Genomic DNA, 13209 nt, shown 5'->3' on the forward strand with positions numbered 1-13209 from the left:
GGCGGCCATGGCTGACAACCCAAATCCCTTGATAATCAGCGTCGGTAACGGCATGCGGTGTGACAGGGAAGTCTTGCAAGGGTAGAGGTGCATGGCGAGCGTTGATCATTCTGACGGACAAACTCTATCCGGTGGAGAAGAGGTGCGCCGCCGCGATTTCATCAATATCGCTGCGGTCAGCTTCGCAGGCATGGGCGCCGTGGCGGTGGTCGTGCCGCTCATCGACCAGATGAACCCCAGTGCCGACGTGCTGGCGCTTGCATCGACCGAGGTCGATCTTTCGGCGATCCAGCCGGGACAGGCGATCAAGACCACCTTCCGGTCGCAGCCGCTGTTCGTGCGGCATCTGACGCCCAAGGAAATTGCCGAAGCCGACAAGGTTGACGTCGCCACGCTGCGCGATCCGCAGACGCTGGAAGAACGCACCGTCGATGGCAAGAAGCAGTGGCTCATCACGATGGGCGTCTGCACCCATCTGGGCTGCGTGCCGCTGGGCGCGGGCGAGGGTGAGAATCGCGGCGAATATGGCGGCTATTTCTGCCCCTGCCACGGATCATCCTACGACACCGCCGCCCGTATCCGTAAGGGGCCTGCCCCCAAGAATCTGGAAGTGCCTGAATTCAAGTTCACTTCCGACACTGCCATTCTTGTGGGTTGAGGGGGGACCGTCATGAGCTTTCCATGGGCTGAACATTATACTCCCAAGCATCCCGTGATGCAGTGGATGGACGAGAAACTGCCGTTGCCGCGGCTCGTCTACAATGCGGTGGGCGCTGGCTATCCGGTGCCGCGCAACCTCAACTATTTTTGGAATTTCGGCGTCCTGGCCGGCCTGGCGCTGATGATTCAGATCGTCACCGGCGTCATCATGGCGATGCATTATGGCGCCAACGACCTGGTCGCCTTCGCCACCGTCGAACAGACGATGCGCGACGTCAATTCGGGCTGGCTGATGCGCTACGCGCACGCCAACGGCGCCAGCTTTTTCTTCATCGTCGTCTATCTCCACATCTTCCGCGGCCTGTTCTACGGCTCCTACAAGGCGCCGCGCGAGATGGTGTGGCTGCTAGGCCTCGTCATCTTCCTCCTCATGATGGCGACCGCGTTCATGGGCTATGTGCTGCCTTGGGGGCAGATGAGCTATTGGGGGGCGAAGGTCATCACCGGCCTGTTCGGCGCGATCCCGGTCGTGGGCGAACCGATCCAGACCTGGCTGCTGGGCGGTTTCGCGCCGGGCAACGCGTCGCTCAACCGCTTCTTCTCGCTGCACTTCCTGCTGCCCTTCGTGATCGCAGGGGTCATCATCCTGCACATCTGGGCGCTGCATATTCCAGGATCGAGCAATCCGACCGGCGTCGAGGTGAAGGGGCCGCAGGATACCGTGCCCTTCCACCCTTATTATACGGCGAAGGATGGGTTCGGCGCCGGCGTGTTCCTGATCCTCTTTTCGATCATGCTGTTCTACGCGCCCAATTATCTGGGCCACCCGGACAATTATATCGAGGCTAACCCGCTTTCGACGCCCGCGCATATCGTGCCCGAATGGTATTTCTGGCCCTTCTACGCGATCCTGCGCGCCTTCACCGTCGACTTCTTCTTCGTGCCTGCCAAGCTGCTGGGTGTGCTGGCGATGTTCGCATCGATCCTGCTGCTCTTCTTCCTGCCCTGGCTCGACAATTCGCCGGTGCGCTCGGGCAATTACCGCCCGACGTTCAAGAAGTTCTTCTGGATCCTGGTGGCCGACGTGCTGATCCTGGGCTATTGCGGCGGTGCGCCGGCGGAAGAGCCCTATGTGATGATCAGCCAGGTCGCGGCGGCCTATTATTTCGCCCACTTCCTGATCGTGCTGCCGCTGATTGCGCGCTTCGAAAAGCCGCTGCCGCTGCCCGGCTCGATCACCGAATCGGTGCTTAATCGCTACAATATAAAAGGCGAAGAGGACGCGCTGCCCGGCATGGGCGCCGATCCGCAGCCTTCGACCGCCGGTTAAGGGGAGACGATATCATGGTTCGCATCGGCGCATTTTTCGTCGGCCTCTTCTTCGCGGGTTGGCTGCTGATCTCCTTCCTTTTCGGCGCGGCCGCCTATGTGTCGGACCCGCCCCAGCCGACCGTGGAGCATGAATTCCACAAGGCGCCCAAGCATGTGTCCTTCTCGTTCGACGGTCCCTTCGGCCGTTATGATCGCCAGCAGCTGCAACGCGGCTTTCAGGTGTTCAAAGAAGTCTGCTCGGCCTGCCACAGCCTCAAGTTCGTGGCCTTCCGCGATCTGGAAGCGCTGGGCTATAATGAGGCGGAAGTGAAGGCGATCGCCAAGCAGTGGGCGATCAAGACGCCCGACGTCGATCCCAAGACGGGCGAAATGACGGGTCGCGATCCGGTTCCTGCCGATCACTTCCCCAAGCCCTTCGCCAACAATGTCGCGGCGGCGGCGGCGAACAACAATGCGATCCCGCCGGATTTGTCGCTGATGACCAAGGCCCGCCATCATGGCAGCGCCTATGTCTATTCGCTGATCACCGGCTATCAGCCGCAACCGGCCGAGTTGCTTAGGGAATTCCCTGACGCCAAGACGCCGGAGGGGCTGCACTACAACCCTTATTTCGCCAATCTCAATCTGGCGATGGCGCCGCCTCTGACCGCCGACGGCCAGGTCACTTATGGTGACGGCACCAGGCCGACGGTCGACCAGATGGCCAAGGACGTTGCGGCGTTCCTGACCTGGACTGCGGAACCCAAGCTGGAAAATCGCCGTCGCGCCGGGCTTGCGACGATCGTCTTCCTGCTGATCGCCACAGGCCTTGCCTATATGGCCTACCAGAATATCTGGGCGGACAAGAAAAAGGCGGCCTGACTTCTATTGTCAGTGCGCCAACAAAAGCAGGGCGCGGTTCCTTGAGGGAGCCGCGCCCTTTGCTTATGGAGGCCCCATGAGCATCGACAGCCTGACCGCCCTCATTCGCACCATCCCGGACTTTCCCAAGCCGGGCATCCAGTTTCGCGATGTCACCACGTTGCTGGCGGACGGTCCGGGCTTTGGCGAGCTGGTGCAGCGGCTGGTCGCGGTTGCCCGGCCGCTGGACCCGGATCTGATCGTCGGGATCGAGGCTAGGGGTTTCATCCTGGGCGCGGCGCTCGCTGCTGCCTTGGGCAAGGGCTTCGTACCCTTGCGCAAGGCCGGTAAATTGCCCGGCAAGACGGTCGGCATCGACTATGTGCTGGAATATGGCACCGACCGGCTGGAACTGCATGAGGGGCAGGTGCCGGCGGGCGCGCGGGTCGTGCTGGTCGATGACCTTATCGCCACCGGTGGCACCGCTCTCGCAGCGGCGCAACTGCTGCGCGAACAGGGGGCTGCCGTGCTCATGGCGCTATTCGCCGTCGATCTGCCCGATCTTGGCGGCAAGGCGCTGCTGGAGGATGACGGCGTTGCGACACAGGCCCTGATCGCTTTCGACGGCGACTAGCGCGCACGAAAGCCAGCGCCCCCCCAATCAGCCGTCCGTGCGGGCCAGCACCCCGGGCAGCAAATCCACCGCCTGTGCCAGCCGTTCGTCGATCAGGCCGAGCAACTCCATCCAGCTATTGATATGGTCAAGCTCGCCTGGCCCATCCGACACGCCGCGCAGTCCCATCAGCGGAACGTCATAGCGCGCGCAGGCTCGGGCGATGGCGAAGCTTTCCATGTCCACCATGTCGGCGTCGATGCCGGCATAATCCTCGCCTCCCACGACATTGGCCCCGGTGGACAGGCGCGCCAGCGGCAACGGCAATGGCGTCACGAGCGGAATATCCACCGGATGATCGACCATCGGCGTCACCCCCTTGGGAAAGCCAAGGCGGGTGGCATCCATGTCGCGCCAGGAGACGCTGGCGATCTGGAAAATCTCTCCCAGTGGGCAGCGGCGCGATCCCGCTGACCCCAGCGATACGACAAGGTCGGGCAGAGAGTCCCGCGCCTCCAGCGAATGAAGCGCCGCCCCCATTGCAATCCCCGCCTCGATCGGGCCGACGCCGGTCAGCAGCGGCGTGAAACGCGCTTTGAGATGGGGGCCATATTCAGCGTCCACCGCCATGACGAACAGGACGCGCCTGCCCGCGATCATCTCGCATTCCACCATGCTCGTCCTCTTCGTCTATCAGGCTTGCTCTTAAGCGAGGCGGATGACCAAGCGAAGCGCCAATGCACGGCTTTTCGCTTGCCTTCCCCAGGTCCGCCGCGTCAGATGCGAAAGAACCTCAGTGCCAGCAGGAGCCAGACATGACGCCGATCGAACGCGCTGCCCGCGCTTTGTGCCAGATGCAGGGTCAAACACAGGATGACGCGGATTGGCAGGCTTGCCTGCCGCAGGTTCGCGCGGTGCTCCACGCCATCCATGAACCCAGCGACTATATGAAGGAAGCAGGGGCGGGCGTCACCCGCTATATCAGTCCGGACAGCGATGAACGCGCCTATGCGCAGGATGCCGCCAATGTCTGGCGCTTCATGCTCGACGCGATGAAGAAGCAGCTGCCCTGAATACGGCTCCAGTCGCGACTGAATAAAAAAAGCCTCGCGACCGATGGCCGCGAGGCTTTTCATGGTGGGCGTGGCAAGGATTGAACTTGCGACCCCTGCGATGTCAACACAGTGCTCTACCACTGAGCTACACGCCCGCCGTGGAGGGGGCCAATAGCCGGGGGCGTCGGGCCGCGCAAGCGGTTATTTAGGCAAGGCGCACATTCTTCTGGACAGCGAAGGGGGGTCCCATATGCTGCAACGCAAACAGGGGGACGCCACTTCATCATGATGCCATCGCCATCCTCGCCCATTCAGACGGCGCCGCGTCTGCCATTCTACCGTCAGCTCTATGTCCAGGTTTTGGTCGCCATCGCGCTGGGCGTGCTGATCGGGCATTTCTGGCCCGATGCGGGCGTGCAGCTCAAGCCGCTGGGAGAAGCCTTCATCAAGCTGGTGAAAATGATCATCGCGCCGGTCATTTTCCTCACGATCGTGACCGGCATTGCCGGCATGAAGGAACTGGGTGCCATTGGCCGTGTGGCGGCCAAGGCATTTGGCTATTTCCTGACCTTTTCGACGCTGGCGCTGATCGTCGGGCTGATCGTCGCCAATGTCGTGCAGCCGGGTGCCGGGCTCAACATCGACCCCGCGACGCTCGATGCCGGAAAAGTCGCCGATTACGCGCATCAGGCGCACGAGCGCACGCTGACCGGTTTCCTGATGAGCATCATCCCGGCGACCATGGTGTCGGCCGTGGCGGACGGCAACATATTGCAAGTGCTGTTCGTCGCGATCCTGTTCGGCATTGCGCTGACCATGATCGGCGACAAGGCCGCGCCGCTGATGACGGTGCTGGAATCGGCGAGCCACGCGGTCTTCAAGCTGGTCGGCTTCCTGATGAAGGCCGCGCCGATCGGCGCGTTCGGGGCGATGGCTTTCACCATCGGCGAATATGGCGTGGGCACGCTTGCCAACCTCGCGGGGCTGGTCGCGACATTCTATCTGACGTCTCTGCTGTTCGTGCTGGTGGTGCTGGGTGCGGTCTGCTGGGCGGTGGGGTTCAACATCCTGCACCTGATCCGCTATCTGAAGGCGGAACTGCTGCTAGTGCTCGGCACATCCTCGTCCGAAGCGGCACTGCCCAGCCTGATCGAGAAGATGGAGCGGGCGGGATGCCGCAAGTCGGTCGTCGGACTGGTAGTGCCGACCGGCTACAGCTTCAATCTGGATGGCACCAATATCTACATGACGTTGGCCGCCCTGTTCATCGCCCAGGCCTGTAATGTGCATATCAGTCTGGAAGAGCAGATCCTGCTGCTGCTGGTCGCGATGATTTCGTCCAAGGGGGCGGCCGGGGTGACGGGCGCGGGGTTCATCACGCTGGCGGCAACGCTGTCGATCGTGCCGTCGGTCCCGGTCGCGGGCATGACCCTGATCCTGGGCGTCGACCGGTTCATGAGCGAGTGCCGCAGCCTTACCAACTTCGTCGGCAATGCGGTGGCGACGGTGGTGGTGTCGGTGTGGGAAAAGGGGCTGGATCGCGAGCGCTTCACCGCAGCTATGGCCGGCATCCCGCTCGACCCAACGCCCGACATGCAGGAAGTCGTGCCCGATTGATGCGGGTCAGCTCTGGCCCGAAAGGCTCTCGCTACCAAACATGCGCTCGACCTCCAGCACCAGGTCGCGCAGGTGGAACGGCTTGGACAGCACTTTGGCCTGGGGCACCGCCTTGCCGGCCTTGAGCGTGACGGCGGCAAAGCCGGTGATGAACATGATGCGCATGTCCGGCGCGACCTGCGCTGCATGCTGTGCCAGTTCGATGCCGTCCATTTCAGGCATGACGATATCCGTCAGCAGCAGATCGAACCGGTCGGAATCGATATAGGGCACGGCTTGCGTGCCGGTCGCGACGGCGACGACCTCATATCCCGATCGTTCCAGAGCACGGGCAAGATAGACGCGCATGCTCTCATCATCTTCGGCCAGTAGAATGCGAATCATTGCCCCCAACATCGGTCCGTCCGGCGCATTGCCAGCGTGCACGCCGCCGACAGGGTGGCGCGAAGCCCGCTTATATGCGACAAGGTGTAAAGATTATCCAGCCGGGTAACCAATTTCGCGGATCGGGTGAAAGGAGCCGCCTTGAACGAAGACGCGCTGCCAGTTCCGTCTGTGCGTAACACCGCCTTCGACCTTTTCGGTCCGGACCTGCCAGACCGTCCCGTCATCCTTTCTGTGCCCCATTCGGGCCGTGATTACCCTGATTCCCTGTTGGCCGCCGCCCGCGTGCGGCCCGCCATGCTGCGACGGCTGGAGGATCGCTGGGTTGATCTGCTTGCACGGCCTTTGATCGCGAGGGGCTTTTCCGTGCTGGTTGCGCGGGCGCCGCGCGCGATGATCGACCTCAACCGTCACGAGCGGGAGGTGGACCCCGCGATGATCGCCGATCCGCCACACGATGCGGGCTGGCACAGCAGCGCGAAACTGCGCGGTGGCCTTGGCCTTTTGCCCCGCCGGATGCCCGGCGCCAGCGAATTGTGGCTGCGGCCCATGCCCTGGCTGGAGGCGCAGCGGCGGATCGAGACTGTCCATCGGCCCTACCATGCCGCGCTTGCGCGCCTGATGACGGCGACACGGGATGCGTATGGCCATGCCATCCTGATCGACCTTCATTCCATGCCGCCGCTGCCGCCGCCGGGCGCGGGGCAGACGCCGCCGGGCATCGTGCTGGGGGACCGCTTTGGTCGCAGCGCGTCCAGCCAATTGATGGCGCTCGCCGCCGAGATTGCGCAAAGCCATGGCGTGGGCGTTGCGCAGAACCACCCTTATGCCGGCGATTATTTGCTGGAGCGGCACGGCCGTCCTGATCGGGGGCTGCATGGCTTGCAGGTGGAGATAGACCGCCGGCTTTATCTCGATGCGGGGCTGGAAGGCCCTGGGCCAGGCGTGGCGCAGATGCAGGCTCTGGTCACCGACCTGGCCGAGGCGCTGGCGGTGGAATTGCCGCGCGCCGGCCATGCGCTGGCGGCGGAATAGCCCCGTCGCGGACCACGCGCAGCGCGCCGGCGACGCTCAGATGATGCGAATCGAAATAGAGCGGCTTGCCGTCCGCCGCGATGGCGCAGGCGCCTGATGCGCATAGCGCCTGAAGCGGACTGATCAGCATCACGCCGCGTTGCTGCCAGCGGCTGAAGAGGGCGCGCAGATGGGGTGTGCGTGCCTCCAACCACGCGCGATTGACCCCGCGCGCTTCGTCCAGCCGCCCGGCGCGCGCGAGATGGGCAAGGTGGCGGGGCACGTCGAAGGGCTGGGGCGGCACCGGGCCGATCAGCACGACTTGTCGCCCCTCCCGGCGGATTGCGGCGATTGTCAGGTCAAGCTTGGCGACGAAGTCGGGCGCGTCGAAGTCGCCATTTGCCCAGAAGGCGATCAGATAGATGCGGCGTATTTCCGGATCGGCGCGCAACGCGGCGAAGGCAGCGCGATTGGCGGCGGCGCAGCGCGGGTCTCTGCCATCATAGCCCAGAACCGGCGGGCAGCTTGAGGTGGTGCGCTGGACCAGCGCGCGGCCCTGCGCCCTGGCCGCCAGCGATAGGGCATAGGCCAGCTCCACGCCATGACTGTCGCCCCAGAGCATGGCGTCGGGGTGGACCCGCGCCCCTGATATGCAAGGCGGTGCGCCGCGCATATAGGTGTCATGGCATCGTTTGCGCGCCGGGCTGAAATCATTGCGTCCCGCGATTTGTGCCAGCACCGGCGCGGAGAAGCGCGACGGCCATCCGCCCATCGCCATCAGTCCGCCCGATGCCAGGCACAGCAGCAGGATGGCGACGGCGGTGAAGCGAAATATTCCATTGTCCGAAATGCGCGAGCGATCGCGGAATGGCCGCTCGACATAGCGCCAGGATAGGTAGGCAAGGGCCAGGGCGGCAGCGATTACGCCTAATCGCAGTCCTCCCGATAGCGGCGCGTCGGTCGCATATTCGACAAAGACGATCAGCGGCCAGTGCCAGAGATAGAGCGAATAGGAGAGAAGGCCGATGCCAACGAGCGGCGGTTGGGAAAGAAGCCGCCCGACGCTGGTGCCTGGCGCGCCATGAAGCAGAACCGCCGCGCCAAGCACGGGGGGCAGGGCGGTGAGCCCCGGAAAGATGGTGGTGCGGTCATACAGCGTGACGGGCAGGGCGATCGCCAACAGACCGCTCCATACCAGCGCTTCGGCAACCAAACGGCCGCGAATGGATGGGACCGCGCCGATCGCCAGCAAGGCCCCGGCAAATAATTCCCAGGCGCGGGTCGGCAGCAGGTAGAAGGTAAAACCGCTCGTATCCCGCTGCATCAGGATGGCGAGCGCCAGCGATAGGGCGGCAAACGTCGCCAGCGCGGCGGTGCGCCAGCGCGGCGCATAGCGGGCCAGCAGCATCAGCAGCAGCGGGAAGCCGATATAATATTGTTCCTCCACGGCAAGCGACCAGGTGTGGAGCAGCGGCTTAACGTCCGCACCGCCGGCGAAATAGCCGGTGTCGGTGAAGAACCATAGATTGGAGGCGAACAACGTTGCGGCGAGCGCAGACCGGGGCACCCCCTCCAGATCGCCGGGAAAGTAGAGCCAGGCGGAGACAGCCAGCGTCACGACTATCATGAGCGCCAGTGCGGGGATGATCCGGCGGAAGCGACGTTCATAGAAGCGGATCAGCGAAAACTGCCCGCAATCAATGTCACGGGCGAGAATGCCGGTGATGAGATAGCCTGATATGACGAAGAAGATGTCCACGCCCACATAGCCGCCGGAAAATCCGGGCACATGGGCGTGAAACAGCAGCACCGGGAGGATGGCGAGCGCGCGCAGGCCGTCGATGTCGCGCCGGTAGCGCTGGGGATGGTCTGTCGCCGCTATGGGAACTGGTCCGTGCATCGGCGTCCCTATATCCTCAAAAGCCCTGCCAATTGCTTTCACGCCAGCGCATGATTGCATGCTTTGCAACCGGCCCATCGCTCTTCGCAGTTGCGAAGAATCCTCCGCCGGGTCACAAGGGCTGTGCCTTTCAGGCATCCTCTCCTAAAAACTTATCGGCTGATCTTCGGATCAGCCTTTTTTTTGTCATCGCGCTGGAGTAAGCGAATCCCGCACATGCCGCGTCACTAAAACAGTTTCTGGAGAGGAGCCGCCGGTAAGACCGGCAGGCGCGGCATGGCTGGGGGATCGAGCGCTTTTCGATCAGCGCTCTCCCCCATCATTTTCCTGTCAGTTCACCAAGGCTTCGGTTTCACGACCATAAGCGACCACGGCCTCGACCTCGGCCGTGTCGCCCAGCACCACGCCCACGCGCTGGTGCAGCCCTCGCGCCGCGACGTCCATGATCGGCATGAAGCCGTCGCTCGCCGCGCCGCCGGCCTGTTCGATCAGATAGGCCATGGGATTGGCTTCATACATCAGACGCAGCTTGGCCTTGCCGGGTGTGCGATGATCATAGGGATACATGAAGATGCCGCCGCGCTTGAGGATGCGGTGCACGTCGGCCACCATGGAGGCGGTCCAGCGCATATTGTAATCCTTGCCGCAGGGTCCCTTGGCGCCCATCACCCGTTCGTCGATATAGCGTTCGACACCCGGCGACCATTGACGGCGGTTGGACATGTTGATCGCAAATTCGCATTTGCCCTGGGGCATCTTCATGTCGGGGTCGGTCATGACCCAGCTGCCCACTTCCCGGTCCAGCGTGAATTCATAGACGCCGGTGCCGACGCTGAGCACCAGCAACGTCTGCGGGCCATAGATGGCGTAGCCGGCAGCGACCTGATGCCGGCCGTTCTGGAGAAAATCCTCCTCCGTCACATCGCGCCCGGCGCAAGCTTCGGGGGCCTTGAGCACCGAGAAGATCGTGCCGACCGACAGGTCGACATCGATATTGCTGGACCCGTCAATGGGGTCGAACAGCATCAGATATTCGCCCTTGGGATACCGGTTGGGGATCGGATAGATGGTTTCCATCTCTTCTGACGCCATCGCCGCCAGGTGCCCGCCCCATTCATTGGCGTCGAGCAGCAGTTCGTTGGCGATGACGTCCAGCTTCTTCTGCACTTCGCCCTGCACATTTTCGCTGTCCAGGCTGCCCAACACTTCGCCCAGCGCGCCTTTGCTGACGGCGTGGCTGATCGTCTTGCAGGCGCGGGCGACCGTTTCGATCAGCAGCCGCAATTCGGCGGGCAGGGCATTGGCGTTGCGCTGTTGTTCGATCAGAAAACGCGTGAGGGTGGTTCTGGTCATTGGCCCGCCTCTGGCAAAGGGGTGAAAGACTATCGGTTGATGTCCGCAAGGTCGATGCGGACAGGCCGTCGCTACGGTAGCGCCGCGTTCAAGTCCAGCACGCGCCTTACTGATCGGCCGCGCGCGCCTGCGCGTCTTCGCGTCCGATGGTCAGATCGCGCACCCGGTCGATATCCTCCTGTGCCTTGCCCGCCTGCGCATAAAGGCGCTCGGCCTGCGCATAGTCGCTGTCCCGTTCCGCGCACAGGCCAAGGTTGAAGAGCAGCGAGGGATGGCCGGGGCGATCGCGGTTCATCCCATCCCATTGCTCGCAGGCGGCGGCCGGATCGCGCTGCGACAGGCGAATGCTGTCCCTGAACGCCTGGCCCATCGCCTTGTCCATGCCGTCGCGCCCTTCCCGCAGGCGGATGCGGTAGCGTTCGTGGCGCGGTACGATATCGTCCACGAAACGATCCGCCGCCGTGCGCACCATCCGGTCGATGCTGTCCTTGGGATGGCGCGGGCTCTTGTCCTTGGGGCAGGTAACGATCGTGTCGGATTGCGGCCGGGTCTGGGTATAGAGGATGCGGCCATCGTCCGGGCGCGCGACCCGCAGGGTGGAGGAGAAGCTGACGACTTCCTGCGTGCAGGTGATGTCGACCTTTTCCTTCTTCGGGCAGATGCTGGCCTGCTTGTCCGCACATTCCTCGACCGTGCGCTTGACGTCGCTCTTGCGGATGGTGGCGTCTGCCATGCCGCTGACGATGGCTTCGGCGTCCGGCCCGTTGCGCGACAGGGCAATGAGGTCGAAATGGGGGCGGCCGTCCGGGCCGCGCCGGCTCAACAACCGTTCCAGGGCCAGCGACAGGGCCATGCCGTCACGCCCGCCGATCCGGTCGATGCCGATGCTGCGCGCCAGGCTGACTTCGCGGAAGGGCGCGGGAAAATGGCCGTCCATCTCGAAGACCTCGGCTTTTCCCGGCGCAGAAATGGCCAAGGCAAGGCCAAGACCCGCCAGCGTGAACATGAAACGCATCGGAAAAATCCCCCCGGATAATGATGTACCAGCCTTATAAACTCGGCGTTCCGGCATCAAGCAGCAACAGAGGAACGATAAGGCGTCAGCGCCGTTTCGATACGTTGCCGATCCGAAACAGTGGCGTTGTCGGACAATCAGGGGAGCATCATGGACAGTCTCGTCACCGCCTTTACCGATCCCACCGCCCTGGCCGCGTTGATCGCGCTGGTGGTGATGGAGGTGGTGCTGGGAATCGACAATCTCGTCTTCATTTCCATTCTGACCAACAAGCTGCCCGAGGCGCAGCGGCCCAAGGCGCGGCGCATCGGCATCGGGCTGGCGTTGGCGATGCGACTGGTGTTGCTGTCGATGATCGCGTGGATCGTGGGCCTGACGCAGCCCGTATTCGATCTTGGCTGGCGCGGGCCGCTCGACAGCCATGGCGCGCCGACATTCGAGACGCAATTTTCCTGGCGGGACATGATCCTGATTGCCGGCGGCCTGTTCCTGATCTGGAAGGCGACCAAGGAAATCCATCACAATGTCGACCCGCATGGCGGCGACGATGTGCTGGACAAGAAGAGCGCGGTCACGATGAGTTTCGGCAGCGCCATCGTGCAGATCATCCTGCTCGACATGATCTTTTCGCTGGATTCGATCCTGACGGCGGTGGGCATGACCGACAATCTGGCGGTCATGTATATCGCCGTGATCGTGGCGGTGACGGTGATGCTGATCGCGGCCGATCCGCTGGCCAATTTCATCGCGCGCAACCCGACCGTCGTCATGCTGGCGCTCGGCTTCCTGCTGATGATCGGCGCGGTGCTGATCGCCGACGGCTTTGGCGTGCATGTCCCCAAGGGCTATATCTACGCGGCCATGGCCTTTTCGACGCTGGTCGAGGTGCTCAACATCTTCGCGCGGCGGGCGAAGATGCGCAAGGGCGACGCCTGAACCCGGATGGTGACGGGCGTAGCGAAGTTCACACGGTTGTCGGGCTTTTCGGGGTCGAAGCGACCACAACGCGCCTGCGAAGCGACCACGACGCGACAGGGAAGCGACACGGGGCTGCGTGGGCGCGGGCGTGGTTATATGAGGCGGGCAGGGCTTCACCGATCAGGGTAGATCAGAGAAAATCCTACATTGAAAGGGGCTGTGGCGAGAGAGGCAAGGCGGGTTTCCGGCCCTGTGTCGAAACGCCGGGAGGAGGCCTATTCGTCCTCTTCCATCACTTCGCCGGGGGCGGCGTCGACCCAGCGGCGCGCCAGCGCATAGGCGTGGCCCGCGCGCAGAAAGGCGGCGATCGCCTTTTCGCGCTGTTTGGGATCGAGCGGGGCGGTCGCATAGGGGCCGATGCGCTTGCGGCGGGCGAAGCGATCGGCCGCCGCCCAGGCGTCGCGGGCGGTCTGCGCGTCGGCCTGCTCCCGGTCTTCCTCCGCTATGC

13 protein-coding genes, 1 tRNA gene and 1 pseudogene are annotated in these 13209 nt (G+C 63.4%); 8 read left to right on the top strand and 7 right to left on the bottom strand.

Translation table 11 applies throughout. The annotated features are described in order from the left end of the window. Positions 1–91: 91 nt before the first annotated feature. The 4 genes from petA to B2V90_RS16410 all read left to right on the top strand — a co-directional run bounded on the left by petA (position 92) and on the right by B2V90_RS16410 (position 3466). Positions 92–658: a ubiquinol-cytochrome c reductase iron-sulfur subunit gene (gene petA, locus B2V90_RS16395; protein WP_021228750.1), complete on the top strand. Its 567-nt coding sequence runs from the start codon at positions 92–94 to the stop codon at positions 656–658. A 12-nt stretch (positions 659–670) separates the two neighbouring features. Then, on the top strand, positions 671–1990 hold the full coding sequence (locus tag B2V90_RS16400) for a cytochrome b (protein WP_228221733.1): 1320 nt from the start codon (positions 671–673) through the stop codon (positions 1988–1990). Positions 1991–2004: 14 nt separating this feature from the next. After that, complete coding sequence (locus tag B2V90_RS16405; protein WP_228221732.1) at positions 2005–2853, top strand: cytochrome c1; 849 nt, start codon at positions 2005–2007, stop codon at positions 2851–2853. Positions 2854–2929: 76 nt separating this feature from the next. Continuing rightward, positions 2930–3466 (top strand): adenine phosphoribosyltransferase, encoded by a 537-nt coding sequence (locus B2V90_RS16410; RefSeq protein ID WP_228221731.1) that lies wholly within the window; start codon positions 2930–2932, stop codon positions 3464–3466. Between the two features lie 27 nt (positions 3467–3493). On the opposite strand, the gene B2V90_RS16415 is transcribed toward B2V90_RS16410, so the two are convergent. Continuing rightward, a complete protein-coding gene (locus B2V90_RS16415) occupies positions 3494–4120 on the bottom strand; it encodes a 5'-methylthioadenosine/S-adenosylhomocysteine nucleosidase (RefSeq protein ID WP_228221730.1) in 627 nt (208 codons plus the stop codon). Positions 4121–4260: 140 nt separating this feature from the next. On the opposite strand from B2V90_RS16415, the gene B2V90_RS16420 reads away from it, so the two are divergent. Continuing rightward, positions 4261–4518: a hypothetical protein gene (locus tag B2V90_RS16420; protein WP_228221729.1), complete on the top strand. Its 258-nt coding sequence runs from the start codon at positions 4261–4263 to the stop codon at positions 4516–4518. Between the two features lie 62 nt (positions 4519–4580). Here the strand turns inward: B2V90_RS16420 and B2V90_RS16425 are convergent. Next, positions 4581–4655: transfer RNA gene (locus B2V90_RS16425), tRNA-Val, on the bottom strand. 130 nt (positions 4656–4785) lie between these two features. Here B2V90_RS16425 and B2V90_RS16430 point away from each other — a divergent pair. Then, complete coding sequence (locus B2V90_RS16430) at positions 4786–6117, top strand: dicarboxylate/amino acid:cation symporter (protein ID WP_228221728.1); 1332 nt, start codon at positions 4786–4788, stop codon at positions 6115–6117. 6 nt (positions 6118–6123) lie between these two features. On the opposite strand, the gene cpdR is transcribed toward B2V90_RS16430, so the two are convergent. Further along, entirely contained in the window at positions 6124–6501 is a 378-nt protein-coding gene (gene cpdR, locus B2V90_RS16435) for a cell cycle two-component system response regulator CpdR (protein ID WP_009820866.1), read from the bottom strand. Between the two features lie 141 nt (positions 6502–6642). Between cpdR and B2V90_RS16440 the strand changes: the two genes are divergently transcribed. Then, complete coding sequence (locus tag B2V90_RS16440) at positions 6643–7536, top strand: N-formylglutamate amidohydrolase (protein ID WP_228221727.1); 894 nt, start codon at positions 6643–6645, stop codon at positions 7534–7536. Here the strand turns inward: B2V90_RS16440 and B2V90_RS16445 are convergent. The 3 genes from B2V90_RS16445 to B2V90_RS16455 form a co-directional block, all read right to left on the bottom strand. Further along, positions 7469–9415, bottom strand: coding sequence for an acyltransferase family protein (locus B2V90_RS16445; RefSeq protein WP_228221726.1), 1947 nt, complete (start codon positions 9413–9415; stop codon positions 7469–7471). The two genes, B2V90_RS16440 and B2V90_RS16445, sit on opposite strands and share 68 nt — an antisense overlap. Positions 9416–9745: 330 nt before the next feature. Continuing rightward, the gene (locus B2V90_RS16450; RefSeq protein WP_009820869.1) at positions 9746–10768 is read right to left on the bottom strand and encodes a class 1 fructose-bisphosphatase; all 1023 of its coding nucleotides are present in this window, start codon (positions 10766–10768) and stop codon (positions 9746–9748) included. Positions 10769–10874: 106 nt separating this feature from the next. Next, positions 10875–11783: a tetratricopeptide repeat protein gene (locus tag B2V90_RS16455; RefSeq protein WP_228221725.1), complete on the bottom strand. Its 909-nt coding sequence runs from the start codon at positions 11781–11783 to the stop codon at positions 10875–10877. 150 nt (positions 11784–11933) lie between these two features. Between B2V90_RS16455 and B2V90_RS16460 the strand changes: the two genes are divergently transcribed. Continuing rightward, positions 11934–12719 carry a TerC family protein gene (locus B2V90_RS16460; RefSeq protein WP_037542498.1) on the top strand — a complete coding sequence of 262 codons (786 nt, stop codon included), beginning with the start codon at positions 11934–11936 and terminating at the stop codon, positions 12717–12719. A 257-nt stretch (positions 12720–12976) separates the two neighbouring features. Here the strand turns inward: B2V90_RS16460 and B2V90_RS16465 are convergent. Continuing rightward, positions 12977–13209: pseudogene (locus B2V90_RS16465) on the bottom strand (RecX family transcriptional regulator); the annotation flags it as partial.

The sequence above is a fragment of the Sphingobium sp. UBA5915 genome (genome assembly GCF_002431195.1).
GTDB classification, from domain to species: Bacteria; Pseudomonadota; Alphaproteobacteria; order Sphingomonadales; family Sphingomonadaceae; genus Sphingobium; species Sphingobium soli.

What these genes read in the sequence shown, in the direction of transcription:
- B2V90_RS16420 (WP_228221729.1), top strand. Translation starts at nt 4,261, where the DNA reads ATGACGCCGATCGAACGCGCTGCCCGCGCTTTGTGCCAGATGCAGGGT.
- B2V90_RS16415 (WP_228221730.1), bottom strand. Translation starts at nt 4,120, where the DNA reads ATGGTGGAATGCGAGATGATCGCGGGCAGGCGCGTCCTGTTCGTCATG.
- B2V90_RS16430 (WP_228221728.1), top strand. Translation starts at nt 4,786, where the DNA reads ATGATGCCATCGCCATCCTCGCCCATTCAGACGGCGCCGCGTCTGCCA.
- B2V90_RS16445 (WP_228221726.1), bottom strand. Translation starts at nt 9,415, where the DNA reads ATGCACGGACCAGTTCCCATAGCGGCGACAGACCATCCCCAGCGCTAC.
- petA (WP_021228750.1), top strand. Translation starts at nt 92, where the DNA reads ATGGCGAGCGTTGATCATTCTGACGGACAAACTCTATCCGGTGGAGAA.
- B2V90_RS16460 (WP_037542498.1), top strand. Translation starts at nt 11,934, where the DNA reads ATGGACAGTCTCGTCACCGCCTTTACCGATCCCACCGCCCTGGCCGCG.
- B2V90_RS16400 (WP_228221733.1), top strand. Translation starts at nt 671, where the DNA reads ATGAGCTTTCCATGGGCTGAACATTATACTCCCAAGCATCCCGTGATG.
- B2V90_RS16405 (WP_228221732.1), top strand. Translation starts at nt 2,005, where the DNA reads ATGGTTCGCATCGGCGCATTTTTCGTCGGCCTCTTCTTCGCGGGTTGG.
- B2V90_RS16450 (WP_009820869.1), bottom strand. Translation starts at nt 10,768, where the DNA reads ATGACCAGAACCACCCTCACGCGTTTTCTGATCGAACAACAGCGCAAC.
- B2V90_RS16455 (WP_228221725.1), bottom strand. Translation starts at nt 11,783, where the DNA reads ATGCGTTTCATGTTCACGCTGGCGGGTCTTGGCCTTGCCTTGGCCATT.
- cpdR (WP_009820866.1), bottom strand. Translation starts at nt 6,501, where the DNA reads ATGATTCGCATTCTACTGGCCGAAGATGATGAGAGCATGCGCGTCTAT.
- B2V90_RS16410 (WP_228221731.1), top strand. Translation starts at nt 2,930, where the DNA reads ATGAGCATCGACAGCCTGACCGCCCTCATTCGCACCATCCCGGACTTT.